Annotated in this window: 27 protein-coding genes and 2 pseudogenes; 25 read left to right on the top strand and 4 right to left on the bottom strand. The window is 62.2% G+C overall.

All coding sequences use genetic code 11. The features are described from left to right. The first annotated feature begins 8 nt into the window (after nucleotides 1-8). The 11 genes from C8C89_RS10485 to C8C89_RS10435 all read left to right on the top strand — a co-directional run bounded on the left by C8C89_RS10485 (nucleotide 9) and on the right by C8C89_RS10435 (nucleotide 12,228). A complete protein-coding gene (locus C8C89_RS10485) occupies nucleotides 9-1,499 on the top strand; it encodes a sensor histidine kinase (protein WP_243857964.1) in 1,491 nt (496 codons plus the stop codon). A gap of 52 nt (nucleotides 1,500-1,551) precedes the next feature. After that, the gene (locus C8C89_RS10480) at nucleotides 1,552-2,199 is read left to right on the top strand and encodes a response regulator transcription factor (RefSeq protein WP_101482380.1); all 648 of its coding nucleotides are present in this window, start codon (nucleotides 1,552-1,554) and stop codon (nucleotides 2,197-2,199) included. A 201-nt stretch (nucleotides 2,200-2,400) separates the two neighbouring features. Further along, entirely contained in the window at nucleotides 2,401-3,969 is a 1,569-nt protein-coding gene (locus tag C8C89_RS10475) for a diguanylate cyclase (RefSeq protein ID WP_133993285.1), read from the top strand. A gap of 339 nt (nucleotides 3,970-4,308) precedes the next feature. Continuing rightward, the gene (locus C8C89_RS10470; RefSeq protein WP_133989805.1) at nucleotides 4,309-5,772 is read left to right on the top strand and encodes a flagellin; all 1,464 of its coding nucleotides are present in this window, start codon (nucleotides 4,309-4,311) and stop codon (nucleotides 5,770-5,772) included. 84 nt (nucleotides 5,773-5,856) lie between these two features. Beyond that, nucleotides 5,857-6,228 (top strand): flagellar protein FlaG, encoded by a 372-nt coding sequence (locus C8C89_RS10465; protein ID WP_133989803.1) that lies wholly within the window; start codon nucleotides 5,857-5,859, stop codon nucleotides 6,226-6,228. A 232-nt stretch (nucleotides 6,229-6,460) separates the two neighbouring features. Next, nucleotides 6,461-9,142 (top strand): flagellar filament capping protein FliD, encoded by a 2,682-nt coding sequence (fliD, locus tag C8C89_RS10460; RefSeq protein WP_243857963.1) that lies wholly within the window; start codon nucleotides 6,461-6,463, stop codon nucleotides 9,140-9,142. 22 nt (nucleotides 9,143-9,164) lie between these two features. After that, on the top strand, nucleotides 9,165-9,611 hold the full coding sequence (gene fliS, locus C8C89_RS10455; RefSeq protein ID WP_133989801.1) for a flagellar export chaperone FliS: 447 nt from the start codon (nucleotides 9,165-9,167) through the stop codon (nucleotides 9,609-9,611). Between the two features lie 3 nt (nucleotides 9,612-9,614). Continuing rightward, nucleotides 9,615-9,941, top strand: a complete 327-nt coding sequence (locus C8C89_RS10450; protein ID WP_133989799.1) for a flagellar protein FliT — start codon at nucleotides 9,615-9,617, stop codon at nucleotides 9,939-9,941. A gap of 17 nt (nucleotides 9,942-9,958) precedes the next feature. Then, nucleotides 9,959-11,137, top strand: coding sequence for a flagellar hook-length control protein FliK (locus C8C89_RS10445; protein WP_133989797.1), 1,179 nt, complete (start codon nucleotides 9,959-9,961; stop codon nucleotides 11,135-11,137). Then, a complete protein-coding gene (locus C8C89_RS10440; RefSeq protein WP_035821344.1) occupies nucleotides 11,130-11,456 on the top strand; it encodes an EscU/YscU/HrcU family type III secretion system export apparatus switch protein in 327 nt (108 codons plus the stop codon). Before C8C89_RS10445 ends, C8C89_RS10440 begins: the two co-directional genes overlap by 8 nt. Before the next feature lie 10 nt (nucleotides 11,457-11,466). Further along, nucleotides 11,467-12,228, top strand: coding sequence for a flagellar brake protein (locus C8C89_RS10435; RefSeq protein WP_243857962.1), 762 nt, complete (start codon nucleotides 11,467-11,469; stop codon nucleotides 12,226-12,228). 72 nt (nucleotides 12,229-12,300) lie between these two features. Here the strand turns inward: C8C89_RS10435 and fliE are convergent, their stop codons facing one another. Then, nucleotides 12,301-12,603, bottom strand: a complete 303-nt coding sequence (gene fliE, locus C8C89_RS10430; RefSeq protein WP_243858288.1) for a flagellar hook-basal body complex protein FliE — start codon at nucleotides 12,601-12,603, stop codon at nucleotides 12,301-12,303. Between the two features lie 339 nt (nucleotides 12,604-12,942). Between fliE and fliF the strand changes: the two genes are divergently transcribed. From fliF to fliR, 13 genes are all read left to right on the top strand, one after another. Further along, entirely contained in the window at nucleotides 12,943-14,658 is a 1,716-nt protein-coding gene (gene fliF, locus C8C89_RS10425) for a flagellar basal-body MS-ring/collar protein FliF (RefSeq protein WP_101482389.1), read from the top strand. Further along, a complete protein-coding gene (gene fliG, locus C8C89_RS10420) occupies nucleotides 14,651-15,649 on the top strand; it encodes a flagellar motor switch protein FliG (RefSeq protein WP_101482390.1) in 999 nt (332 codons plus the stop codon). The genes fliF and fliG overlap by 8 nt, the downstream gene beginning before the upstream one ends. 43 nt (nucleotides 15,650-15,692) lie before the next feature. Further along, nucleotides 15,693-16,406: a flagellar assembly protein FliH gene (locus tag C8C89_RS10415; protein ID WP_133993280.1), complete on the top strand. Its 714-nt coding sequence runs from the start codon at nucleotides 15,693-15,695 to the stop codon at nucleotides 16,404-16,406. 89 nt (nucleotides 16,407-16,495) lie between these two features. Further along, nucleotides 16,496-17,812: a flagellar protein export ATPase FliI gene (gene fliI / locus C8C89_RS10410; RefSeq protein WP_243858287.1), complete on the top strand. Its 1,317-nt coding sequence runs from the start codon at nucleotides 16,496-16,498 to the stop codon at nucleotides 17,810-17,812. Between the two features lie 32 nt (nucleotides 17,813-17,844). Further along, nucleotides 17,845-18,285, top strand: a complete 441-nt coding sequence (gene fliJ, locus C8C89_RS10405) for a flagellar export protein FliJ (protein WP_101482393.1) — start codon at nucleotides 17,845-17,847, stop codon at nucleotides 18,283-18,285. Between the two features lie 19 nt (nucleotides 18,286-18,304). Further along, nucleotides 18,305-19,585, top strand: coding sequence for a flagellar hook-length control protein FliK (locus tag C8C89_RS10400; RefSeq protein ID WP_133989791.1), 1,281 nt, complete (start codon nucleotides 18,305-18,307; stop codon nucleotides 19,583-19,585). A gap of 186 nt (nucleotides 19,586-19,771) precedes the next feature. Next, complete coding sequence (fliL, locus tag C8C89_RS10395) at nucleotides 19,772-20,284, top strand: flagellar basal body-associated protein FliL (RefSeq protein WP_101482395.1); 513 nt, start codon at nucleotides 19,772-19,774, stop codon at nucleotides 20,282-20,284. A gap of 6 nt (nucleotides 20,285-20,290) precedes the next feature. Next, nucleotides 20,291-21,277, top strand: a complete 987-nt coding sequence (gene fliM / locus C8C89_RS10390; protein WP_101482396.1) for a flagellar motor switch protein FliM — start codon at nucleotides 20,291-20,293, stop codon at nucleotides 21,275-21,277. A gap of 51 nt (nucleotides 21,278-21,328) precedes the next feature. Next, on the top strand, nucleotides 21,329-21,763 hold the full coding sequence (gene fliN, locus C8C89_RS10385) for a flagellar motor switch protein FliN (RefSeq protein ID WP_034754038.1): 435 nt from the start codon (nucleotides 21,329-21,331) through the stop codon (nucleotides 21,761-21,763). Beyond that, nucleotides 21,760-22,347 (top strand): flagellar biosynthetic protein FliO, encoded by a 588-nt coding sequence (gene fliO, locus C8C89_RS10380; protein WP_133989789.1) that lies wholly within the window; start codon nucleotides 21,760-21,762, stop codon nucleotides 22,345-22,347. Before fliN ends, fliO begins: the two co-directional genes overlap by 4 nt. 82 nt (nucleotides 22,348-22,429) lie before the next feature. After that, nucleotides 22,430-23,113: a flagellar type III secretion system pore protein FliP gene (gene fliP, locus C8C89_RS10375; protein ID WP_232730917.1), complete on the top strand. Its 684-nt coding sequence runs from the start codon at nucleotides 22,430-22,432 to the stop codon at nucleotides 23,111-23,113. Between the two features lie 9 nt (nucleotides 23,114-23,122). Further along, nucleotides 23,123-23,392, top strand: coding sequence for a flagellar biosynthesis protein FliQ (gene fliQ, locus C8C89_RS10370; protein ID WP_035821365.1), 270 nt, complete (start codon nucleotides 23,123-23,125; stop codon nucleotides 23,390-23,392). Nucleotides 23,393-23,408: 16 nt separating this feature from the next. After that, the gene (gene fliR / locus C8C89_RS10365) at nucleotides 23,409-24,269 is read left to right on the top strand and encodes a flagellar biosynthetic protein FliR (protein ID WP_133989787.1); all 861 of its coding nucleotides are present in this window, start codon (nucleotides 23,409-23,411) and stop codon (nucleotides 24,267-24,269) included. A 6-nt stretch (nucleotides 24,270-24,275) separates the two neighbouring features. Here the strand turns inward: fliR and C8C89_RS27305 are convergent. Continuing rightward, nucleotides 24,276-24,392, bottom strand: a pseudogene (locus C8C89_RS27305) (amino acid transporter); the annotation flags it as partial. Here C8C89_RS27305 and C8C89_RS10355 point away from each other — a divergent pair. Further along, a pseudogene (locus C8C89_RS10355) lies at nucleotides 24,380-24,951 on the top strand (ArgP/LysG family DNA-binding transcriptional regulator); the annotation flags it as partial. The pseudogenes C8C89_RS27305 and C8C89_RS10355 overlap by 13 nt on opposite strands. 9 nt (nucleotides 24,952-24,960) lie before the next feature. Here C8C89_RS10355 and C8C89_RS10350 read toward each other — a convergent pair. Together C8C89_RS10350 and C8C89_RS10345 are read right to left on the bottom strand one after the other, a co-directional pair. After that, complete coding sequence (locus C8C89_RS10350; RefSeq protein WP_101482399.1) at nucleotides 24,961-26,220, bottom strand: MFS transporter; 1,260 nt, start codon at nucleotides 26,218-26,220, stop codon at nucleotides 24,961-24,963. A gap of 48 nt (nucleotides 26,221-26,268) precedes the next feature. Next, nucleotides 26,269-26,721 (bottom strand): MarR family transcriptional regulator, encoded by a 453-nt coding sequence (locus C8C89_RS10345; RefSeq protein ID WP_101482400.1) that lies wholly within the window; start codon nucleotides 26,719-26,721, stop codon nucleotides 26,269-26,271. Nucleotides 26,722-26,751 lie beyond the last annotated feature (30 nt).

The following is a 26,751-nucleotide window of genomic DNA, read 5'->3' as shown; positions in this document are numbered from 1 at the left end:
GCAACTCCATGCACGACACTCCCCGGCTGGCGCCCGCCATGCGCGCGGCAACGCCGGAAATCTACCTGTACGATGCGGCCAGCTTGCAATTGCTGGATGCCAACGATGCCGCCTGCGACAACTTGCAGTACGCGCGCAAGCAATTGCTGGCAATGACGCCCTTTACCCTGGCGCCGCAGCTCGACGCGCAGCACCTCGCTGCCGTGCTGGCCACCCTGGACGACAGCATCGGCGCGCAGGCCCTGCTGCATCTACAGCAGCGCCGCCGCGATGGCAGCCTGTATTCGCTCAGCCTGCACCTGTCGCGCGCTAGCCGCCAGGGCCGCGCCCTGCTCCTGGCCGAGGGCGAAGACTTGCGCACGCCACAGGCGACGGCGGCCGCCCTGGCACAGGTGCAGTCGCGCTTCAACGCCATCGTCTCGAACACGCCGGGCCTGGTGTATCAGTTCTGCCTGCATGCGGATGGACGCGCGTCCTTCGCCTACCTGAGCGACGGCTGCCAGGCCCTGCTGGGCCTGGACCCGGCACAGCTGCACGCGCGCCCGGAACTGTTCTATCAATTGATCCTGGCCGACGACCGCGCCTCGTATCTGGAGTCGATGCAAGCCTCAAAAAACGCCTTGTGGAGCTGGAACTGGGAAGGCCGCATCTGGATCGATGCCTGGAAGGATGTCAAATGGATCAATCTGCGGTCCACGCCGCGCGCGCTGGCCGACGGTACGGTGCAGTGGGAAGGCATCATGACGAATATCACCGAAAGCCGGCTCGAACAGATCGAAGTGCGCCAGTCGCGCGCCCGCCTGGCCGAACTGACGGCGCATATCGACAAGGTCAAGGAACACGAACGCACGCGCCTGGCGCGCGAACTGCACGATGACCTGGGCGGCAATTTGACGGCGATCAAGATGGCGCTGGCCATGCTGGCGCGCCGCCTGCCCCCGGACGACCCGCTGCTGCAGGAAAAGGCCAACTATGTCGATGCCCTGGTCGACCGCAGCATCGACGCCGTACACCGTATTTCGCTGGACCTGCGCCCTTCCATGCTGGACCTGGGCCTGGTTGCCGCGCTGGACTGGCAGGTGAAGGAATTCGCGCGCCAGGCCGGCATCGAATGCCAGTTCATTTCCAACCGCCAGCATATCGAACTGGAGCTGGACCTGGCGACCAGCCTGTTCCGCATCGCCCAGGAGGCGCTGACGAATATCGCCAAACACGCGCAGGCCAGCAAGGTCAGCGTGCGCCTGGCCCGGCAGCGCCAGCATATCAGCCTGTCGATCGCCGACAACGGCGTCGGCATGCGCCTGTCCGACCGTGCCAAGCCGCAATCGTTCGGCATCCGCGGCATGGCCGAACGCGCCAGCGCGCTGGGCGGCACCCTGAGCCTGATGGATGGGCCGGACGGTGGCACCATCCTGAGCATAAAAATCCGGCTGACCACGCCGCGAGAGGCGATAATAGCGGCTGCAGCCAGCGCACCAGCGCAAAGCGGAGCGCCGTAAGGCCACAGGGTCGCCGCCGGGCGCAGGGATTCAGATAGGAAACAACGCAGTCATGAAAGAAAAAGCCACCATCCGGGTATTCATCGCCGACGATCACGCGATCGTGCGCGAGGGCTTGAAACAAATCCTCGCCGACACGAAGGACATCATCGTCGCCGGCGAGGCTGAAAATGGCCACGACGCCATCAAGCTGTTCCGCGGCTCGAAATGCCAGGTGTTGCTGCTCGACATCTCCCTGCCCGACCGCAGCGGCATCGAGGTGCTCAAGCAGATCAAGAAGGAAAAGCCGGAACTGGCCGTGCTGATGCTCTCCATGCACCGCGAAGACCAGTACGCCATCCGTTCGCTCAAGGCGGGCGCGGCCGGCTACCTGACGAAACAGAGTGCGCCGCGCGAACTGGTCACGGCCATACGCCAGGTGGCGCAGGGATTAAAATACATCAGCGCCTCGCTGGCGCAGGAACTGGCCAACACGGTGGGCGAAGACCACGAAACGGCATTGCACGACACCCTGTCGGACCGCGAATACCAGACGCTGGTGATGATCGCCTCGGGCAAGGCGGTAGGCGCCATCGCCGAAGAGCTCAAATTGTCCGTGAAAACCGTCAGCGAATACCGCTCCCGCTTGCTGGTCAAAATGAAACTCAAGAACAGCGCCGAACTGACGCATTACGCCATCCGCAACCAGCTGGTGGATTGACGGCAAAGCGGCATGCGCGCTGGCATCGGGCGAATTGACAGGACTTCTCCTTGCTTCTCGCACAATAAGTTCTTTGCCAACTCGCCTATCATGAGGATAATGAGAAATATCTAAAAAGGCTGTGTCTACATGTCCAGTAAATTGCCATCTTCACCAGCAAGCGCTCCCGCTGGCGCCACGAATACCGCCTCCGGTGCGGCGATGAATCCGGCTGAGATCGCGCGCGAAGCGTTTCGCCGCCTGGCCACGCGCCGCATCGCCCCCACGCCCAGCGCCTACCGCGAGATCTACAATGAAATCGCCGGCATCAGCGAACCGGCGGACAGCCCTGCCGTGCCGGCAGCCGTGCTGGCCGCCAGCGCCCCCACAGAAAGCGGCGCGGAAAACGTCCTGACGCAATTTGCCTCCAAGATGAGCGAATCGACGGGGGAACTGGGCGACTTTGGCCGCCGTTTCCAGCGCGCCCTGAAAGCGCGCGACTGGGACAGCTATGCGCGCACGCTGGCGCAACTGGCGGAAAAACAGGTCAAGAAAGGCGGCATCGAATTGCCGCCCCTGCCGGACGGCGAACAGACGCGTACCCTGCGTGAGTTGCTCAGCCGCACCCTGGGCTTTGCCGTCGCCACCTTGCTGACAGGCACGCCCGCGCTGGTGGAAGAAGCAGAATCGCTGGGCGCGGCCATCAAGCTGGCGCACACGGAAGAGGCGCTGAACGAAGCGGCCCTGCGCCTGAAGCAGCTGTGCTACCAGATCGAACTCAAAAGCGGCGACACGGCCGAACAGCAGGAATTGCTGCTGCGTCTGTTCAAGTTGCTGCTCGATAACGTCAGCCAGTTACTCGACGACGACAGCTGGCTGCGCGGCCAGGTCGATGCCGTGCAAAATCTGATCGCCGGTCCGCTCGACCAGCGCGCGCTGGAAGACGCCACCCGCAGCCTGAAGGAAGTCATCTACAAACAGAGCCAGCTCAAGCACAGCCTGTCCGACGTCAAGCTGACGGTGAAGAACATGATGATGACCTTCATCGACCGCCTGGGGCAAGTGGCGGCCAGCACGGGCGACTTCCATGAAAAGATCGGCGGCTATTCGGAAAAAATCAGCCAGGCGGAAAATATCAGCGAATTGAACAACGTTCTCGACGAAGTCTTGCGCGAAACGCGCATGGTGCAGAACGAAGCCTTGCGCGCACGCGACAAAATGGTGCTGGCGCGCCAGGAAGTGCAGGATGCGGAACAGCGCATCCACACCCTGGAAGCCAAGCTCCAGCATATGAGCGAACTGGTGCGGGAAGACCAGCTGACAGGCAGCCTGAACCGCCGTGGCCTGGACGACGTGTTCGAGCGCGAGACGGCCCGCTCCGACCGCCGCGGCACGCCGCTGTGCATCGCCATGCTGGACCTGGACGATTTCAAGCGCCTGAACGACACCTACGGTCACCTGGCCGGCGATGCCGCCTTGAAACACTTGGTAAAAATCGTCAAGGAAACCCTGCGCTCGATGGACGTCATCGCCCGCTTCGGCGGCGAGGAATTCCTCATCCTACTGCCGGAAACCACGGTCGATGCAGCCTCGTCGACGATGACACGCTTGCAGCGCGAGCTGACCCGGCATTTCTTCCTGCATGACAATGAAAAAGTCTTGATTACCTTTTCCGCCGGCGTGGCCCTGCGCCTGCCGAACGAAGACCAGGCCGAGCTGGTCAAGCGCGCCGACCGCGCCATGTACCAGGCCAAGCAAACGGGCAAGAACCGCGTGGTGGTGGCCGACTGAACCCCGCCCGCTTCGCCTATGCCGTCCCGCCACCCGGCCGGACGGCATTTTTCATTCCAAAACAACAACACTCGCTTCCCTTCCTGCACTTCGCCAGCATCCACGCGATATAAAAATAAAACTATTTTTACCCTCAAGTTTCTTTAAATCATGTCGTCTAGCGCGCGGCCAGCGGCAAACTGAAGGGCTAAAAATTAAAATTTAAAGCACTTTTCGCCATAAATTTTCCCGCAGAGCAACCGTTACCCTAAATAACAGCGGCTTGATTGTCCCGGAACAGCGGGGCAGGCCAAAGTGACTAGCATATAGCGCAATGTAGTACCTGTCTGGAGAATTATCATGGCTGCAGTAATTAACACCAACATCGCTTCCCTGAACTCGCAACGCAATCTGTCGACCTCGCAGTCGGCCCTGACCACCTCGCTGCAACGTCTTTCTTCCGGTATGCGCATCAACAGCGCCAAGGACGACGCCGCAGGCCTGGCAATTTCCGACCGTATGACGTCGCAAATCCGCGGCATGACGCAAGCCACCCGCAACGCCAACGACGGCGTCTCGCTGGCCCAAACGGCCGAGGGTGCACTCTCGAGCTCGGGCGACATCCTGCAACGTATCCGCGAACTGGCCGTACAATCGTCGAACGCCACCAACTCGGCCAGCGACCGCCAGGCGCTGCAAACCGAAGTAGGCCAACTGGGTTCGGAACTGAACCGTATCGCCACCACGACCTCGTTCAACGGCCAGGCGCTGCTCGATGGCACCATGGGTACCGCTAACTTCCAGGTCGGCGCAGATGCCAATCAGCTGATTTCCGCCAGCGGCGCGAACTTCCTGACTAGCACCTACGGCAATAACCGCGTGGAAAATGATGCGACCGCCGTCCTTGCAACCTCGGCAACAGCCACGGCCGGCTCGGTAGTCGTCGCCGGCGCACGCGGAACCTCCACTGTCACCACCAAAGCCAACGACAGCGCGCAAACCATCGCCGCCAGCGTCAACAAGGTAAGCGCCGATACGGGCGTAACAGCAACGGCCAAGACCACCACCAGCCTGAAACTCGGCTCGACCGAAGCGTATTCGTTCACCCTGGTGGGCGACAATACGGCCACTGGCAAGGAAGCGCAGATTTCCTTCTCGGTGGGCGCAGGCCAGTCGGCTTCCGACTATGCGGCAGGCATCAATGCAATCAATGCGCAAACGTCGAAAACCGGCATCACCGCCGAATACGATGCATCGACCAGCAGCATGAAACTGACGCATGCTGACGGCGCGGACATTGCCATCAAAAATACCTCCGCTACCGCCAACGCCGTCTTCAATATCGATTCCTACAAGGCTGACAAAACCTTGACGGGTGCCGCGTTTGACGCAAAAGCTCCTGCCGCAGTCGCTGTCGCCAACGGCACGGTCACCTACGATGCGCCGGGCAGCTTTGCCATCACCGACACGTCGGGTTTGAAGGCCACGAACAAAACATCGGACTTGAAATCGGTGGCTTCGCTGGACGTGACTTCGTTTGACGGCGCCCAACTGGCACTGAAAATTGCCGATGCAGCACTGGCAACGGTGAACGGCCAACGCGCCCAGTACGGTGCTTTGCAATCGCGCTTCTCGTCGGCGATTTCCAACCTGCAATCGACCACGGAAAACTTGTCCGCCTCGCGTAGCCGCATCGTCGATACCGACTTTGCATCGGAAACGGCCAACATGACCCGCGGCCAGATCCTGCAACAAGCTGGTACGGCCATGCTGGCGCAAGCGAACTCGCTGCCAAACGGCGTCCTGAGCCTGCTGCGCGGCTAATCTCCGATTAGTCAGGCAACAGCGTAGGACTCTGATTCCCCTGCCGGATTTTTTCGGCAGGGGAATTTTCACTAGGAGAGCACCATGACTATCGACACGATAGCGGCCGCCTCCGCGGCCAGGATAGACAAGAGTTACGCGTCTGCGGACACGTCGGCAGCGCGCCCGGCAACGCCACGGGCCGCCACGGAAAATGGCGCGGTTGCGCCACAACAAACCAGCAAAGAGCCCAGCCGCGAGCAATTGAACAAGGCGGTATCGGAACTGAACCAGTCCTCGCAAATGAAAACGCAAGGCATTGAGTTCTCCATCGACGAGGACAGCCAGCGCACTGTGGTCAAGGTCGTCGACCAGGAAACCAAGGAAGTACTGCGCCAGATACCCACCAAGGAAGCCCTGGAACTGGCCAAGTCCTTTGACTCGGCCAAAGGGTCGCTGATCAGTCAAAGCGCCTGATAATGGCATGGCACACGGGGTGCGACATCGTGGCAGTTTGCATCTGAATAACCAGGGGGGGGGCCGATAGCCTGACTATCCGGCCCGTCTTTTTATTGAAAACATAACAATACTTTCCTATCTCTCCCCCGATTTTCTGCGCTCGCTGAAAACAGCGCTGTAAATCCCCCTCTCAAGTCCTGATTGATTCTGCCGATAACAGCTTATATTAGCGTTTTCCTAGGAGTCTTCAGTGGCCATTACCCCTACAATATCATCCGTTGGCATCGGCGCCGGCGCCAGCGGCCTGGACGTGGGCGCCATCATCGACAAGCTGATGACGGCCGAAGCGGTGCCGCTGGGGACTTTTGACAAGAAAACGGCTTCCTACCAGGCCAAGCTCAGCGCGCTGGGCGCCCTGAGTGGCGCCGTCAGCACTTTCCAGGGCTCATTGTCAGCGCTCACCAATTCGAGCAACTTCCGCGCTGTCAGCGCCACGCCATCCGATCCGCTCGTGTTCTCGGCCAGCGCTGGCGCCAAGGCTGTCGCAGGCAGCTACAACATCAACGTCTCCCAGTTGGCCCAGGCGCAAACGCTCACGTCGGTCGGCATGGCCAGCAAACTGTCGACTATCGGCAGCGGCGCCAAGACCACGGTTTCCTTCCAGCTGGGCTCAGTCGCTGGCGGCACCTTTGGCGTAACTGGCACGGCACTGAGCGGCAGCACCCTGCTCACGGGCGTGAGCAACGGCTCGCTGGTCATCAATGGCACGGCCATTCCGACGGACGCCAGCACCAAGAGCGCACGTGCGCTGGCGGACGCCATCAACGCCAAGAGCAGCACTACAGGCGTGACCGCTACGGCGCAACCAACGGCCAGCAACGCCAGCATGTTCAACGGTTTCGGCAATATCGAAACCGGTGCGGACGGCACCTATTCGTTGTCGGTCGGCGGTATCGAGATCGTTACCCAGGGTAACGGCGTCACCGCAGGCAATGGCATCACGGCTGCCTCGCTGGACACGACGCTCGAGGGCCCGAATGCCGTGTCGAATGCGCTGGCCGCAGCCAACATCACCGTCACCGGCAAGGCTGCCGACGGCACTTTGATGTTTACACGCGCCGATGGTTCGAACCTCAATATTGAAGAAGTGGTAACAGGCTCTGTCAAGGGCGGCATCGGCCACGCCTCGAACTCGGTCAATGACGGTTCGAACGTCACGATTGCCAGTTCGATCACATTAGCCTCGGGCAACGCCAGTCCCATCGTCATCGCGGGCAGCAACCCTGCGGCAGCAGGATTGACCGCAGGAACGGGCGGCAGCTACATGAACACGGGCTTCACCCAGGATGGCACGCAAGCCACGGGTTCGGTGGTGATCGATTCCACCAACAACAGCTTGCAAGGCATACGCGACGCCATCAATAACGCTGGCCTGGGCGTCACCGCCAGCATCGTTTCCGACGGTAGCGACAAGCCGTATCATCTGGTGCTCAGTTCGACCAAGACGGGCGCCAACTCGGCCATGAAGATTTCGCTCAGCGGCAGCGATGGCCAGCCTGCCGACAGCGCCCTCAGCAATCTGCTGTCCTATGACGCCGGCGGCACACAAAACCTCAAGCAGAACAGTGCTGCGCAAAACACCATGTTCAGCGTCAACGGCATCGCCATCACCAGCAGTTCGAACAGCGTCGATACGGCCATCGAAGGCGTTACCTTGGGCATTACCAAAATAGGCACGTCCAGCCTGTCGGTGGCCAAGGATACAACGACGGTCAAGACCAGCATTAGCGCCTTCGTCAAGGCCTACAATGAATTGAACACCTCGATCGGCAAGATGACCGCCTACAACCCCGACACCAAGACGGGAGGCGTCTTGCTGGGGGACTCGACCGTCCAGTCGATACAGAGCCAGCTGCGCAGGCAGCTGGGCGCGCCGATTACTGGCTTGAGCAGCGGCATGAGCAATCTGAGCCAGGTGGGTATTTCATTCCAAAAAGATGGCAGCCTGGCCTTGGATACCAGCAAGCTCGACAAAGCCATCAGCGCGAATTTCAACGATATCGCAGGCCTGTTTTCAGCGCTCGGAAAGGCCAGCGACAGCAACGTCGCCTTCACCAGTTCGACGGCCGCCACCAAGCCCGGCACCTATGACCTGAGCATCACCACCATGGCCAGCCAGGGTTCGCTTACGTCCGATGGCGTGCTGGCGGCCAGCACCACGATTGCCAGCGATACCACCTGGAATATCACCCTCAACGATACGGAACCCAGCTCTGCCAAAAATACAGCCCAGGTGTCGATACCGGCTGGCACTTATACGCCGGCGCAGATGGCATCGCTGATGCAATCGTCGATCAATGGCGTGAAGGCCTTTTCGGACGTCGGCTCCACTGTTTCGGCCTCCATCGATGGCACGGGCAAACTGGTCCTGGTGTCGAGCCGCTATGGTTCGGTGTCGAATCTGGCCTTGAGCAATGGTACGGGGACCGGTGTAGAGACCCTGTTTGGCGCAGCCAAGCCCGTCAAGGGCGCCGACGTGGCCGGCACCCTGGGAGGACAACCCGTTATCGGCTCCGGACAGACCCTGACGGGCGCGCCAGGCTCGCCAGCCGACGGCTTGAAGATTGAAGTGACCGGCGGTGTCACCGGCTCGCGCGGCACAGTCAGCTTCTCGCAAGGCTATGCCTATCAGTTGAACAATTTGGCCACGTCCTTCCTGGGCACAAAAGGCATGATCACCGGGCGCACGAGTGGTATCAACGAAACCCTGAAATCGATAGCGGCGCAGCGCGACAAGTTCAGCGAAAAGCTGACCGACATCGAAGCGCGCTACCGCGCCCAATATTCGCGCCTCGACGTGACGCTGAGCAAATTGACGTCCACGCAATCCTATTTGACACAGCAGCTGGCTTCCATCGCCGCCAACCGTTAAGCGCTATCATCAGGAGAATTAAATGTTTGGAACCCAACAACGCGGCGTCAATGCCTATGCCAAAGTAGGCCTGGAAACGGGCATCGTTTCGGCCTCGCCGCACAAGCTGATCGTGATGCTGTACGACGGCGCCCTGGTGGCTGTGCTCAGCGCACAGATGCACATGAAATCGGGCAATATTCCGGAAAAAGGCAAGTCCATCTCGAAGGCCATCCAGATCATCGACAATGGCTTGCGCGCCAGCCTGGACAAGGAAGCGGGCGGCCAGATCGCCGAAGGCCTCGACGCCCTGTATGAATACATGGGCGCGCGCCTGCTGACGGCCAACATCCACAACGATCTTGGCATGCTGGAAGAAGTGCAGCGCCTGCTGACTGACTTGCGCGAAACCTGGAACGCCATAGGCACCACCCCCGCCGCCATCGCCGGCGCCGATTTGAAACGTATGCCCAGCCTTGCGAGTGCCTGACCCATGATGACCAATCAAGAAGTCCTGACCACCTATGAAACCATGCAGTCCCTGACGGGCAAAATGGTCACTGCCGCCACCAACGCCGACTGGGACGAGCTGGAAGCGCTGGAGCAGCAAGTGAGCGCGCATGCGGAAGCGCTAAAGGCGAATGAAGCAAAAGTCGTGCTGGAAAGCGCCGGCCGCCAGCGCAAGGTCGCCCTGATCAAGCAGATACTGGAAGACGACCGCAAGATCCGCGACCTCACCATGCCGTGGATGGCGCAATTGTCCAAGCTGATCAACAGCACGGGCACCGAAAGGCGCCTGGCCAACGCCTACGGCGTCTAAACGCACACGGGGGCGCCATGTTGCCGAAGATGGACGCGATCGGCATGACGCCCCTGACCCCGGTCAAGGGCACGCGCCCGGCCGACGCCGTCGCCGACCCGCGCCAAGCCGAGTTCCAGCGCTCGCTGCAGGGACTGATCGGCAAATCCATGCAGGGACAGGTGCTGGCCCGCATGGGCGATGGCAGCTTCCTGGTGCGCGTGGCCGGTACGCCGGCCCGCATGCAGCTGCCCGCCGGCGCCCAGCTTGGCACGGAAATCCCGCTGACCTTGATCGGCATCAATCCCCGCCCCTCTTTTCAAATCGGCACTCACCGCGACCAGCCCGCGCGCACCCTGCTGACGTATGCGGACGCAGAAGCCGAGCCCGAGGCTGCCGACCTGCGCGGTCCCCAGCCAGGCGCCGCCCAGGCGGGCACGCGCGCCAGCAGCACGGCCGCCACCCTGCTCAGCCGCGCGCCTTTGACGCCAGCCAATTTGCTGCCCGCCCTGGCAGGCGACACGCCAGCGCCCGAGCTGAGCACCACCGCGCGCGCCATCAGCACTGTGCTCAGCCAGGCGGAAAGCGTGCCCGGCGCGCCCCTGTCCCTGGTCGGCAAGACGCCGCTGATGACAACGCCTGGCGCCGCCCCGGCCCAGGTGGCCCAGAAACTGCAGGATGCGGTCGGCAGCAGCGGCTTGTTCTATGAATCGCACGTGGCCGAATGGGCCGAAGGCAAGCGGTCGCTGGCGTCGCTGCTGCTGGAGCCGCAAATGCAAAAAACCGCGCCGGGCGAGACGCCCAGGACGGGCACCGACCTGGCCTCGGCGCAACTGATCAATTTGCAGCTGCATACGCACGAACAGGCGCGCGTGCAGTGGCAGGGCGAAGCCTGGCCCGGCCAGAAGATGCAGTGGGATATCAGCCAGGATGCGCCGGAAGGACAGCAGCACGCTGGCACGGAGGCCGACGAGGAGGCGATGGCCTGGCGCAGCAATGTGCGCTTCCAGTTCCCCCTGCTGGGCGACCTGGCCGCGCACGTAGTCTTGCAGGGCGGCCGGGTGGCCATCCAGATGCAAGCGGGCAGCGAGGCCAGCGCCGACACCTTGCGCCAGCATGCGGCGCGGCTGGAAGCGTCGCTCGAGGCGGCCGGATGGCCATTGTCTTCCCTCAGCATCGCCGGCAAGCCGGAGGCGGCTGGAGAAGATGATGCTTGACGACACCAAGCGCAAGGTGCCGCAGACGGCCGTCGCCCTGGCCTACCAGAGCGGCACGCCTGCGCCCAAGGTAGTGGCCAAGGGCAGCGGTCTGATCGCGGACCAGATCATCAGTACGGCGCGCGAACACGGCGTCTTCGTGCATGAATCGAAGGAGTTGGTGGCGCTGCTGATGGATGTCGACCTGGACCGCCAGATTCCGCCCGGCCTGTATCGGGCGATTGCGGAACTGCTGGCCTGGTTATATCATATTGAATCTGCGAATGGCGGACCCATCCCGCCGCCGCCCGACACCAGCGTCAATCTCACCGATACATAGACAGGCATCAATGCAAGCACATATTATGGATTCCGGCCTCGAAAACTGGCATGACTTTGAAGTGGAATCACGGCGGGAAATCATCGCCTTGCTACGCAGCATCGGCGAAAAGAACCAGCTGATCCGCATGCTGATCCACGGTGAATCCGATGTGTGCGTCACCTCCATCCTGGAAGTCGATGCCGAACGCGATACCGTCATTCTCGACCGTTCCGTGAACGCCGACCAGAACCGGCGCATGGTGGCGGCCACCGGCATCTCGTTTGAAACCTCGCTCGACAAGATCCGCATCCTGTTTGCCAGTGCCCTGGTCGAAGAGTGCAACTACAAGGGCACGCCCGCCTTGAAAATTGCCATTCCAGAAACATTGATCCGCCTGCAGCGGCGCGAGTATTACCGCATGACCACGCCCGTGAGCAATCCCGTGCGCGTCTCGATTCCCTTGCCGCCCTCGCTGGGCGGCACTGACACCCTGTTTCCGCTGGCCGACATCAGCTGCGGCGGCATCGCCATCCTGGACAATAAACTGATCTTGGGCGAGACCATCGGCAGGGACTATCCCGGCTGCCGCATCGACTTGCCCGACGTCGGCATCGTCACCGCCACCTTGCAAATTCGCAATTCGCTGGACATGACCCTGCTGAACAACAAGCTGAACCGCCGCCTGGGCTGCCAGTTCGTCGACCTGCCGCGCAGCATGCTGGCGCATGTGCAGCGCTATATCACGCGACTCGAACGAGAACGGAATGCCCGCATGGCGGGGTTGGGCTAATAACCAAAAACGAAAGCCGGGGTCAGACCCGGCGGGTCTGACCCCGGAATTTGCCGTTGGGGTAGCTAAAACTTAAACCTGCATATTCATGATCTCGTGATACGCCGACACTAATTTATTTCGCACCTGCACCGTCGCCTGGAATTCGATGCTGGACTTTTGCATCGACACCATCACGTCCGACAGGCTGACCTTTTCGTCGCCCATGGTAAAGCGCTGGCCCATCGCCGACGAAGCCTGTTGAGCACTGCTCACGGAGTCCAGCGCGCTCTTGAAGGCATCGGCAAAATTCACCTTTGCCGCCGGCGCCTCGGTCTGGATCGCCGGTATTTTCGCCTCCGGCCGCGTGGCCGCCGACTTCAGTTGCGCGATCATCGCCTCGATCCTGCCGCTATCGATACCGCCTGTTTTCACTTTGCCTCCCGATTCTGGTCTGCTGCATAACTGTTCCTTGCCTGTTGCACCCAGAGAACAAAACCCTGGCTTGCAAGGCAACGACGGGTACAATAACTTCCGTCACATGTTGCCAGGGTTCCACAATACCAGCGCGAACGCCAACCGCTCGGCCGAGCAGGCGGCAAAAGCACCTTCTGTTTGGACGATTGAAGCGCGTGACAGTGGCGGATAATTCTGCATATCGCCCCCTCCTCATGAGGAAGCGGCCCCCACGCATCACCCAATACCCGTCAATAACACGCGCCCCGGAAGGCAATCATGGCTGTAGCCGAAGAAATCGATGTGAACCGCATACCGCCGGAACCGGCGCCTGCCCGCTCGCCCGTGGAGTCCGTGCAAGCGTTCGCCAAGACGCCGATGGGCAAGAATTTCCTGCGCGGCCTGGGCGTGGCGGCACTGATTGCCATTGGCGTGGCCCTGTATATGTGGAACCAGCCCCCCGAGTACAAGGTCCTGTTTTCCAACTATACGGACCGCGACGGCGGCGCCATCACCGCGTCGCTGGACCAGCTGGGCATCAAGCACAAGTTTTCCGAAGGGGGCGGCGCCATTCTCGTGCCGTCCGAGCAAGTCCATGACGCGCGCCTGAAACTGGCCGCGCAAGGCTTGCCCAAGGGCGGCAACGTGGGCTTCGAGCTGATGGAAAACCAGAAGCTGGGCGTGTCGCAATTTCTGGAACAGGTCAATTTCCAGCGCGCGCTGGAAGGCGAACTAGCGAAATCGATCGAATCGGTGTCCGCCGTCGATACGGCCAGAGTCCACCTGGCCCTGCCAAAACCGTCCGTCTTCGTACGCGAACAGCAAAAACCGACGGCGTCCGTGCTGCTGAACCTGCATCCGGGGCGCGGCCTCGACCAGCTGCAAGTGAGCGCCATCGTGCACCTGGTGGCGTCCAGCGTGCCGGAACTGTTGCCCGTGAATGTCACCGTGGTCGATCAGGCCGGCAACCTGCTGTCGAACCAGGAAAAGGACAAGGATCGTGCCAACGGCATCAAGAGCCTCGATCCGAACCAATTGAAGTACGTGCAGCAATTACAACAAAGCGTGATCAAGCAAGTCGAATCGATTTTGCTGCCCATCGTCGGCGAAGGCAATGTACGCGCCGAAGCGACGGCCGACGTGGATTTTTCGCAAAGCGAGCAAGCGGCAGAAACCTACAAGCCGAACTCGCCGCCGGAAGCGTCCACCATCCGCAGCCAGCAAACGAGCGAATCGACGGGCGCCGGCAATGCCAATCCGTCTGGCGTGCCGGGCGCCCTGTCGAACCAGCCGCCCGGCGTGGCCACGGCGCCATTGACGGCGGAGGCACCGGGAGCGGCAGCTGGCGCACCGACGGCACCCACGCAAAAGGAATCGACAACGAATTACGAAGTTGACAAGACTGTGCGCTACGAGCAGAAATCCATGGGCGGCTTGCGCCGCCTGTCGGTAGCCGTCGTCGTCAACTACCGCCGCAGCTTCGACAAGGATGGCAAGGTGACGGTCAAGCCGATTTCTCCTGCCGAAATGGTGCAGATCAATAACCTGGTCAAGGAAGCGATGGGCTACAACAAGGAGCGTGGCGACAGCTTCAGCGTGGCTAACTCGCCCTTCGACGGCATCGAGCGCGCGCCGGAAGGCAAGCTGGAGTGGTGGCGCGACCCGGCCAACTTGCCGCTGGCCAAGGAACTGGCGAAATTCCTCATCACGGCCCTGATTTTGCTGTATATCTTTATCAAGATCGTGCGCCCGATGCTGCGCCCCGTGATGCGCAAGATCGACGATTTCGGTGCGCCACCGCCCGTCATCGAGCCGGAACTCGCCAAAGACGGCGAAGAAAACGAAGTCCTGCTCAGCGAAGCCGAGCTGGAAGAACTGGAAGAAGATACGGCCCGCGGTTATCGCGAAAACCTGGCAATGGCCCGGAAACTGGCACAGGAAGACCCGCGCGTGGTGGCCAACGTAATCAAAGCATGGATAGGCAATAATGACTGAGACAACGGGACTGCAAAAAGCATCCATCCTGATGCTGGCACTGGGCGAGAGCGAAGCGGCCGAGGTCATGAAATTCCTCGGCCCGCGCGAAGTGCTGAAACTGGGCGCCGCCATGGCCACCATGAAGGGCATCGCGCACGAGCAGGTCGTCGAGGTGCTGGACGACTTCCGCTCGCAGACGGAACTCAATTCCACCGTCGGCCTCGATTCGGACGAATACATCCGCCAGGTGCTGACCAAGGCGCTGGGCGACGACAAGGCGTCCGTGCTGCTGTCGCGCATCCTGGGCGGCAAGGATGCGTCCGGCATCGAATCGCTGAAGTGGATGGATTCGCAATCCGTGTCCGAGCTGATCCGCAACGAACACCCGCAGATCATCGCCACCATCCTGGTCCATCTGGAACGCGACCAGGCTTGCGAAATCCTCGGCCATTTCACGGACCGCCTGCGCAACGACGTGGTGCTGCGCATCGCCACCCTGGACGGCGTGCAGCCGGCCGCCTTGCGCGAACTCAACGATGTGCTGACGAAACTGCTGTCGGGTAACGAAAACATCAAGAAATCGTCGCTGGGCGGCGTGCGCGCGGCGGCCGAGATCCTCAACTTCATGAGCGGCGAGCAAGAAGGCTCCGTCATGGACAATATCAAGAACTACGACAACGACATGGCGCAAAAGATCATGGACGAAATGTTCGTGTTCGACAATGTGATCGACATCGACGACCGCGGCATTCAATTGCTGCTGCGCGAAGTGCAGTCGGAAATGCTGATCATCGCCCTGAAAGGCGCCTCGCAAGAGCTGCGCGACAAGATCTTCAAGAACATGTCGCAGCGCGCCGGCGAGATGATGCGCGAAGACCTGGAGTCGAAAGGCCCCGTGCGCCTGTCTGAAGTCGAATCGCAACAGAAACAGATCCTGCAAATCGTGCGCCGCCTGGCGGACGAAGGGCAGATAGTACTGGGTGGAAAAGGCGAGGATTCGTTTGTCTAATTTAATTCCCAAAGAGCAACAAACCGCTTACCAGCGCTGGGAAATGACCTCGTTTGGCGACGAGCGCCCCAGCGTGGTGGCGGCGCGCAAGCTGCTCGAACCGGAGCCGGCACCGGAATTCGACCCGGAAGTTGATCCATACGGCGAACTGCAGGAAGAAGAGCTGGCCCCGCCGCTGGAATACCCGACGCAGGAAGAACTCGACGCCATCCGCGAGGAAGCGCGCGCCACGGCCTTCGACGAAGGCCGCGCCGCCGGGTATGCGGAAGGCCACGCGGCCGGGCATGCCGATGGCCATGCACAATCGTATGCGGAAGGCAAGGCGGCATCCAGCGTGGAACTGGTGCATCTGCAAACTATCGCCGTCGACTTCGGCACGGCCGTGCACCAGGCCGATGAACTGATCGCCAACGAAGTCATGGAACTGGCCTTGCAACTGGCCAAGGCCATGCTGAAGACAGCCTTGCCCGTGCGCCCCGAGCTGATGCTGCCGGTGGTGCGAGAAGCCATCGAATACTTGCCTGTGCTGCAACAACCAGCCTTGCTGATGCTCAATCCGGAAGATGCGCAAGTGGTACGCGACGGCATCGGCGATGAGCTCGACAAGGGTGGCTGGCGTGTCATCGAAGACCCGAGCGTGGAACGCGGCGGTTGCAAGATCGACACGGCCAGCAACCAGATCGACGCGCAGACGTCCACCCGCTGGCACCGCCTGACGCATGCGCTGGGCAAGGACCTGGACTGGCTGGCGCCGTGAGCGAGCCCGTCAAAGGCCCAACTGCCCATGCGGCGCGCTGGCGCGCCTACCTGAGCGACTGTTCGGCCGTGGTCGGCTTTGTCGAACCGATGCAAATTTCGGGCCGAGTCACGCGCGTGGCCGGCCTGGTGATGGAAGCCGTGGGCCTGCGCCTGGCCGTGGGCGCCGCCTGCACTGTGCCGCTGCCCAATGGCGGGCGGGTCGAGGCGGAAGTGGTGGGCTTTGAAGGCGAGCGCCTGTTTTTGATGCCGCAAAGCGACGTCGAGGGCATTGTGCCCGGCACGCGCGTGTTTTCCGTCGAACCGGCCATTCCACGCCCAGGCAGCGTGGCACACCCGCGACGCCGCCCCAGCGACCGCGCGCGCCACTTGCCCGTGGGACCGCAACTGCTGGGCCGCGTGCTCGATGGCGCAGGACGGCCGCTTGATCAGCTGGGCCCGCTGCATACGACCGATAGCGCTCCCATCAATGTACGCCCCGCCAATCCCCTGGGCCGCGCGCCCATCGTGGCCACGCTGGACGTGGGCGTGCGCTCGATCAATGCCATGCTGACCGTAGGCCGTGGCCAGCGCATGGGCCTGTTCGCCGGTTCCGGCGTGGGTAAAAGCGTGCTGCTGGGCATGATGGCCCGCTACACGGAAGCGGACGTGATCGTCGTCGGCCTGATCGGCGAACGGGGACGCGAGGTGAAGGAATTCATCGAGCAAATTCTCGGCCCGGAAGGCTTGGCCCGCTCCGTCGTCGTGGCCGCGCCGGCCGACACGCCGCCCCTGATGCGCCTGCAAGGGGCGGCATATGCGACGGCCATTGCCGAGTATTTCCGCGACCAAGGGCAAAACGTGCTGTTGATCATGGATTCGCTGACCCGCTACGCCATGGCCCAGCGCGAAATCGCCCTGGCCATCGGCGAACCGCCAGCCACCAAGGGTTATCCGCCGTCCGTCTTCGCCAAGCTGCCCGTGCTGGTGGAACGGGCCGGCAATGGCGAGGAAGGCGGCGGCTCGATCACGGCCTTCTACACCGTGCTGACCGAGGGCGACGACCAGCAGGACCCGATCGCCGACTCCGCGCGCGCGATTCTCGATGGCCACATCGTGCTGAACCGCCGCCTGGCCGAGGCAGGCCACTACCCGGCCATCGACATCGAGCAATCGATTTCACGCGCTGCCCACTCGATCACCACGCATGAACACCAGCAACAGGCGCGCAAACTCAAGCAACTGTATTCGCGCTATGAACGCAGCCGCGACCTGATCAGCGTGGGCGCCTACAGCGCCGGCACCGATCCCGTGCTGGACCAGGCCATCGCGCTGCATGAAAAAATCGAGGCGTTTTTGCAACAGCAAATCACGGAGCGGGTCAGCATGGACGAGAGCTTGGGGCAACTTACCGCTCTATTCGACTGATTAGGGCTTGCACAGCGGGAATATAATCAAGTATGGCTTCTCCTTCCCAACTTGCAACCCTGATTGACCTTGCCCAGCGCGAAACGGACGATTGCGCCAAGCGCCTGGGCGCGGCCCTGAAAGCGCTGGACGATTGCCGCCAGAAGCTCGAGATGCTGTCCGGTTACCGCGATGACTATGCCAAGCGCTTCGAGGCGAGCATGAGCAACGGCATTACGCCCATGGCCTACCGCAATTTCCAGGCCTTCATGGTCAAGCTCGACAGCGCCATCCTGGGCCAGCAGCAAGTGGTCAACCACGCGCAGGCACGCAGCGACAATGAAAAACAGCACTGGCAGAACGCCGAACGCAAGCGCATGTCGTACACCACCCTGAACAACCGGGCGCAGGAACAGGCGCTGAAGCTGGAAAACAAGCGCGACCAGAAAGCAATGGATGAGCACGCGGCGCGACAAGCCTATTACAAACGCTAAGCAACACTGAGGCAGCATCATGCAAACCCTGCAAAACCCGATTTCCCAGATTGTCTCGCCGAACGCCACGCCGGGCGCTCCCAACCGCAGCCAGCCGCCCACCAGCGGCACGGCGGGCGACTTCCAGCGCACCCTGAACCGCCAGATCGAGCAACGCCAGGCCAGCCGCAATATGGAGCAAGCGGCAGCACCGGCGGCGGCCCGCCCCGCCAGCCCTGCCGCCACGCAAGCACCCGCCCAGGCACAGGCCAAGGAAACGAAGCCGGCGCAAGTGGGCACCGAACAGGCCGCCACCAGCGAACAGCCATCCGCGCCAGCCAGCGAAGCGGCCGCGCCCGCCACCGGCGACAGCGCCACGGCCGAGGCAAACGTGCCCGCCGCCCCCGCCGCAACAGTCACGCCGCCAGCCGATCCGGCCGCCGAGATGCTGGCCCTGGTGGGTAGCATCCAATTGGCGATCCAGCCGCCAGCCCCCAAGGCCGTACCGGAACTGCCAGCGCGCGCCAGTGTCAAGGCCGACGCCAAGGGCGTGACAGCAGCGCCATTACTGGCAGCCGGCCAGGGCAGCGGCAAGACCGCCGCCACCGCCGCCACTGCGCAAGCCGACAGCGCCGACTTCGCCGACAGCCTGGGCCTGGCCCAGGGCAAGACGGCCACCACGCAAGGCAACAGCGTGCCGACCGGCAAGGGCGAGCCGGGCAAACTGGCCATCGACGCGCAACTGGCGGCCACCGCCAAGGCTGGCACCACCGTGGCCGAACCGATTATCAAGGAAGCTCCTGCCGACCTGAGCCGCCTTGCGGCCCAGTTGCAGCCAGGCGCGCTGCAGCAGGCCGCCGCCGCTGTGGCTGTGCCGGCAGATAAACTGACGGGCCGGGTCGGCACGCCGGCCTGGGACCAGCAACTGGGGCAAAAGGTCGTGTGGATGGCGGCCGGTGGCGACCAGAGCGCCACCCTGACCCTGAATCCACCCGACCTGGGGCCTGTGCAAGTGGTCCTGACGGTCACCAATGACCAGGCCGATGCCGCCTTCATGTCGGCCCAGCCCGAAGTACGCCAGGCGCTGGAAGCGGCCATGCCGCGCTTGCGCGAGATGATGAGCGAAGCGGGCATCGCCTTCGGCAGCGCGACCGTCTCGGCCGGCACGCCGGAACAGAAAAACAATGGCGAGCGTGCCGCCTCGGGCGAACGCCGCGGCAATGGCCAGGGCGGCGGCGTCTCCGGTGGCGAGATCGCCATCGCGCCGGCGACAGGCGGACGCAGCCGGCCCAGCCTGAGTGCCGTGGATACCTTTGCCTGAGGCCAATTCGTCGTCCACGGGCCACTGGCGCGCCTCACAGCGTAACTTTTCGTATAAAAACAGCGAGTTGAGGGCGCTTCCGCCCTCTTTTCACTGCATCCTTCTGCGCAGAATTTGCCGATAATGACATAATGGCGTCGTGATCCACTTCCATGCACTCGAGTACCATTGAAAGCAAATCCAAAAATGAAAGCAGATCCGAAAGCAGATGCAGGCCTGGCCCCCGCCGGCGCCTCGAAAAAGAAGCTTCTGATCATCGTGCTGGCCTCGGTGCTGGTGGCTGGCGGCATCGGTGGCGGTGCCGCCTGGTACTTCCTGCATGGCAAGGCCGATAAAGAAGAATCGGCACCCAGCAAGAAAAAACATGCCGCTTCCAAGGCAGGTCCGCCCGTCTTCGTGCCCATCGATGCCTTCACCGTCAACTTGCAGCCGGAAAATGGCGAGCAATACCTGCAAATCGCATTCACCTTGCAAGCGAGCAGCCCGGAAGAAATGGACTTGATCAAGGTCAACATGCCGAAGGTGCGTAGCCGCTTGCTGCTGCTGCTGTCCGGCAAAAAAGCATCCGAACTCAATACCGTGGAAGGCAAGCAGCAACTGGCGGCCGAAATCATCAATCAGGTGAACCAGCCGTTCGAGGACAAAGGGCCGGAGCAGGACGTGACGGACGTATTATTTACCGCATTCATCATTCAATAAGCAGCCATGGCCGATAATTTCCTCTCCCAGGAAGAAGTCGATGCCCTTTTGAAGGGCGTCAACGGAGACCAGGACGACGCGCAGGCGCCGGAAGATGTCACGGGAGTTCGTACCTACAACCTGGCAACCCAGGAGCGCATCGTGCGCGGCCGGATGCCAACGTTGGAAATTATCAACGAGCGTTTCGCCCGTCTGCTGCGCGTGGGCCTGTTCAACTTCTTGCGCCGCAGCGCCGAAGTGTCAGTAGGTTCCGTGCGCGTATCGAAATATAGCGAATTCATCCGCAACTTGGTGGTGCCGACCAATCTGAACCTGGTGCACATGAAGCCGCTGCGCGGCACGGCCCTGATGGTCTTCGATCCGGGCCTCGTATTCTTGCTGGTCGACAATCTGTTCGGCGGCGACGGACGTTTCCATACGCGCGTCGAAGGGCGCGATTTTACGCAGACGGAGCAGCGCATCATCTTGCGCATCCTCGACATCGTCTTTGAAGCCTATACCAAGTCGTGGGAGCCGGTCTTCCCCGTCGAGTTCGAATATATTCGTTCAGAAATGAACACGCAGTTCGCCAACATCGCCACGCCGAACGAAGTGGTGGTTGCCTCCACATTTACGGTGGAACTAGGCTCCGTTTCCGGACAAATTCACTTCTGCATGCCATATTCGATGATCGAGCCGATCCGCGATTCGCTGACCTCGAGCCTGCAGGGCGAGGCGCTGGAAGTGGACAAGCGCTGGATCCGCCTGATGACGCAGCAAATCCAGATCGCCGAAGTGGAACTGGTGGCCTCGCTGGGCACGGCGCGCGTCTCGTTCGACGAAATCCTGAACATGAAGGTGGGCGACATCATCCCGCTGAATATTCCCGAACTGATCGCCGCCACCGTCGACGGCGTGCCCGTGATGGATTGCACCTACGGCGTGTTGAACGGACAATATGCGCTGAAAGTCGAAAAGTTATTGGCAAACACCGATAACATGAACAATCACTAAATAATTACCCGGGCCGCGTTGCGGTCCGTATCTGTACAACAGGAGAAACACATGTCTGACAACCAAGACGACCAAAGCGCGGAAGACGATTGGGGCGCGGCCATTGCCGAGCAGGCCAAGGCGGAAGCGGAAGCGCTGCAGAACCAGGCCGCCAATACGGCCAGCGCGGCCAGTGCCGCCGTGTTCAAGGACTTTTCCAAGCAGGCGTCGAAGTCGGAAACGCATAACGATATCGATTTCATCCTCGATATCCCCGTGCAGCTGACGGTAGAGCTGGGCCGCACCAAGATTGCCATCAAGAACCTGCTGCAACTGGCGCAGGGTTCCGTGGTCGAGCTCGACGGCCTGGCCGGCGAACCGATGGACGTGCTGGTGAACGGCTGCCTGATTGCCCAGGGCGAAGTGGTGGTGGTGAATGACAAGTTTGGTATCCGCCTGACCGACATCATCACGCCTTCCGAACGCATCCGAAAATTGAATAAATGAAGCCTGGCCTGTTGATTTCCACCCTGCTGCCGCTCATGGCGGCATGCAGCATTGCGCTGGCGGCGCCGGCTTCGGCGCCCGTACCCGCTTCGGCCCCGGCTGAAACGGCAGCGGCCAGCGCACCTGCCGAAGTTGCAACTGAAAAACCCGCTGCCGCCACTGCCGCTGCATCGGCGCCTGCCGCCGCCCTGCCCGCCATGCCGGCAGGCGCGCCCATGACGATGGCGCCGACGAGCTCGGCTGGAAGCTTGCTGCAAACCATCTTCGCACTGGTGTTCGTGCTGGCCTTGCTGATCGGCCTGGCCTGGTTCATGAAGCGCTATGGTCCCAAGGTCATGGGCGGCAACAACAAGATGCGCGTCGTCAGCTCGCTCAACCTGGGCGGACGCGAACGCATTGTCCTCGTCGAAGTGGCCGACCAGTGGATCGTTGTCGGTGCCTCACCCGGCCGCATCAACGCACTGGCCACCATGCCGCGCCAGGAAGGCGAGTTGCCGCAACTGGCAACGGCGCAAAACGGCCCTGCGGCCGCCAATTTTTCCGAGTGGCTGAAACAGACCATCGAAAAACGCAATGGGAAATAAGCAGCAGATGGCGTGGTCCAACGTAAAGACTCCCCTGACCTGGCTGCTGGCGGCGGCCGCCCTGGCCTTGCCGCTGTGGGCCATGGCCCAGCCGGGCATCCCCGCCTTCAACAGCACGCCAGCGCCGGGCGGAGGGCAGAATTACTCGCTGCCGGTGCAGACGCTCATCCTGATGACGTCGCTCACCTTCTTGCCGGCGGCCCTCTTGATGATGACCTGCTTTACGCGCATCATTATCGTACTATCCCTGCTGCGCCAGGCCATCGGCACGCAATCGGCGCCGCCAAACCAGGTGCTGGTGGGGCTGGCCCTGTTTTTGACCTTGTTCGTCATGGGCCCCGTGTTCGACAAGATTTATACGGATGCCTATCTTCCTTATCAGGAAAATAAGATCAGCATGCAGCAAGCCATGGACAAGGGTGTCGATCCCCTGAAAACCTTCATGCTCAAGCAAACGCGCCAGGCTGACCTGGCCCTGTTCGCCAAGATGTCGCGCTCGCCGGCCTTGCAAGGCCCGGAAGACGTGCCGCTGCGTATCCTCGTGCCCGCCTTCGTCACGAGTGAACTGAAAACGGCGTTCCAGATCGGCTTTGCCATCTTCATCCCGTTTTTGATCATCGACATGGTGGTTGCCAGCGTACTGATGTCGATGGGTATGATGATGATGTCGCCGGCCACCATTTCGCTGCCGTTCAAGCTGATGTTGTTCGTGCTGGTCGATGGCTGGCAGTTGCTGCTGGGCTCGCTGTCACAGAGTTTTTACTAGGGGAAATAAATGACACCCGAAAGCGTCATGACCCTGGGCCGCCACGCGATGGAAATCACCCTGATGGTGGCCGCGCCCATGCTGCTCGTCGCCCTCATCATCGGCTTGATCGTGAGTATTTTTCAGGCGGCCACGCAGATCAACGAGGCGACCCTGTCTTTCATCCCCAAGCTGGTCGGCATCTTTGTCGCGCTCGTCGTGGCCGGCCCGTGGATGCTGTCCGTCATGCTCGACTACATGCGCCAGGTATTTACGGGCATTCCGAACCTGGTGGGCTAGTGCAGCAACCGTTGCCATGCTGACCCTGTCCAGCATCGAACTGAACACGTGGATCGCAGCACTGCTGTGGCCGCTTAGCCGCATCCTCGGCCTGATCGCGGCCGCCCCCCTGTTCGGCAACGCTGCCGTGCCGGCCACCGTCAAGGTGACCCTGGGCGCGCTGCTGGCCATGATCATCGCCCCCACCGTACCTGCCTTGCCGGCCGTCAACCCGATGTCATTGCCCGGTTTGCTGATCCTCACGCAAGAGATGCTGGTGGGGCTCGCCATGGGCTTTTCCATCCGCATCGTGTTTTCCGCCATCGAAATGGCCGGTGAGCTCAGCAGCCTCACCATGGGCCTGGGCTTCGCCTCCTTCTTCGACCCGCAAACCAAGGGCAGGTCTTCCGCCATCAGCCAGTTCCTCGTCATGCTGGCCACGTTGATGTTTCTCACTGTCAACGGCCATCTGGTCTTGCTGGCGGCGCTGGCGGAAAGCTTTGTCAGCCTGCCCATCTCATCGAGCCCCATCAGCGGCGGCGGTTTCCAGCAGTTGGCGGCCTGGGGCGGGGAAATCTTCCGTTCCGGCCTGCAAATTTCGCTGCCCATCATCGCCGCCTTGTTGCTGACCAACGTGGCCCTGGGCATCTTGACGCGGGCCGCGCCGCAGCTGAACATTTTCGGTATCGGCTTCCCCGTCACACTGGGTGTGGGATTGCTGGTAATCAGCATGGTACTGCCCTACCTGGCCACGCCCTTCCAGAACATGTTCCTGCGCGGCATAGAAACGGCGCGTTTGCTGCCGCGCGGCTTTGCCACGCGCGACCGCCCGCCACCTCCCGCGCCGCCGAACCCCTTGCGCCCGGCGACGCCGCTACCGCAGCCGCCCGTACGCTGATCAGGGCTAGCAGCCCAGCGCGTGGCGCAACAGCAGTGCGGACAGCACGAACATGCTCACGCCAATCAAGCCATCAAGCACTTGCCAGGCCCTTGGCCGCGCAAACCAAGGCGCCCGCCATCGCCGCCTTCGGGGCCGAGCACCCGGTGCTGCTGCAAGTGGCCGTCGACGACCAGGACCATACGGCCAAGTGGCTGCGTAGCGGCGCTGTGCTGGCGGCCGTTAGCGCCCCGGCCCGGCCCGCATCGGGCTGCAACAGCCGCCCCTTGGGCGCCATGCGCTATCTGGCGGCCGCCAGTCCGGCCTTCATGCACCGGTATGTTGCCCAGGGGTGGGCGCCGCCAGCCTGGCACTGGCGCCCAGCCTCATATTCAATGCCAAGGACGAGCTGCAATCGCGCTGGGTGCGGCGCCTGCGCCACCGGCATGTGGAACTGCCGCGCCATGCCCTGCCTTCCTCGCATGCCTTCGTCACGGCAGGCCTGGCCGGCTTGGGCTGGGGCTTGCATCCGCAGGCACTGATCCAGCCCTGTCTCGACAATGGCAGCCTGATCGAACTGCTGCCCGAGACGCCCCTGGATGTGCCCCTGCACTGGCATACGGCATGCGCCGCGTCCGGCCTGCTCGACGGCTTGAGCGGGGCCATCCTGGCCGCCGCCCGCACGGGCTTGCTGCCGCCCTGACTTGTCGCTTCAGTGCTGGTCGCTGCTGAGCGCAAGGCGCCAACGCCGCAGATCCAGATTCAGGCGCAACTGGTGATATTTGACCAGGTAGCGCACGCCGACCAGGGCTGCTGCCAGGCCCGACAGGGCGCCGATACCCAGCGCCCAGCGCGGGCCGAAAGTGTCGGCCACCCAGCCCACCACGGGCGCGCCCAGCGGCGTGCCGCCCGCCGAGATCGCCAGCAGGATGGCCATCACGCGGCCCCGCATGGCGGGCGCCGTCGACAGTTGCACGCTGCTATTGACGCTGGTGGTAAACGTTTGCGCGGCGATGCCGATGACCACCAGCATCATGCCGAACAGCCAGTAATTAGGCATCACGGCGGCCAGCGCGCAGGCCAGGCCGAACAGCGCGGCCGCCCCCAGCAGCAAGGCCAGCGTGGGCTGGCCGCGCCCCGCCGCCAGCAGGGCGCCGGCCACGGAGCCGCAAGCCATCACGGAACTGAGCACGCCATACTGGCCGGCGCCCGCCTGGAATGCCGTGACCGACATGGTCGAGAGGAAAATCGGGAAATTCAGGCCAAAGGTGCCGATCAGGAACAGCATCAGCAGGATGGCCATCAGATCGGGCCGCTGGCGCACGTAGCGAAAGCCCTCGCCCAGGCTGGCGCGGGTGGCCTTGATACGCGGCGCGCGGCGCAGCAACTCCACGCGCAGCAGCAACAGTGAACCGATCACGGCCGCAAACGAGGCGGCGTTGATGATAAAGACCCAACCGCTGCCGACGCTGCTGATCAGCAGCCCTGCTACCGCAGGGCCCAGCATGCGCGCCGCATTGAACGAGGTGGAATTGAGCGCCACGGCATTCGTCAGGTCTTCCTCGCCGACAATTTCGGCAACAAAAGTCTGGCGCACGGGCGAATCGAAGGCCGTCACGCATCCCAGCAGGAAAGCAAACACATACACATGCCACAGTTGTACCAGGCCGCTGATGCACAGTATCCCGAGTCCCAGCGCCAGCAAGCCCATCGCTGCCTGCGTGCACAGCAGCAATTTTCTCCGGTCGAGCAAGTCGGCCGCCATGCCCGTCAGGGGCAGCAACAGCAGTTGCGGGCCGAATTGCAAGGCCATGACGATGCCGACGGCACTGGCTTTGTGCTGCGTCAATTCGCTCAGCACCAGCCAATCCTGCGCCGTGCGCTGCATCCAGGTGCCGATATTCGAGACGAGGGCGCCGCCGGCCCAGATACGGTAATTGGGAATGCGTAGCGAACGGAATGTGTTGTTCATCTGGGCGTGCGGGCTCCTTGCCGGGGTCGTGGTGAAAAATTCAGCGGGTCATTCCGCCAAGCGTTTGAGTAATGCCACCGCTTGGTTCAGTTCGGTGACTTCGGCCGGCGTGAGCCGGTTTTCAATGGTGCGCGCCAGCCAGTCTTCGCGCGCGGCGCGGCTGGTCGCGATCCAGGCCCGGCAACTATCCGTCAGGGTCAACAGCGTCTGCCGGCCATCCAGCGGGTCGGGCGAGCCCGTCACCATCTGCGCTAGCGTCAAGGCTTGCACGGTGGCAGCCATCGACTGGGGCCGCATGCCTTCGGCGCGCGCCAGGCTGCTGGCGGTGGCCGGGCCGTCGCGCTCAAGGCGGCTCAACACGGATGCCTGCGACATGCTGACATCGCCCAAGTGCGCTTCTTCGCGCAGGCGGCGGCGCAGCTTGCCGATGAGAATGCGCAATTCGCCAGCCAGTTGCAGCACCTGCTCGTGGTCTTCGTGTTCTTCTTGCTGGGTGGTCATGGTAGCCGTGGGGTGGATCAACGACCTCCA

The sequence above is a fragment of the Janthinobacterium sp. 75 genome (genome assembly GCF_004365495.1).
Lineage (GTDB): Bacteria > Pseudomonadota > Gammaproteobacteria > Burkholderiales > Burkholderiaceae_D > Janthinobacterium.
The sequence above is the reverse complement of the archived record's forward strand: the minus strand, read 5'-3'. Positions and strand labels throughout refer to the sequence as shown.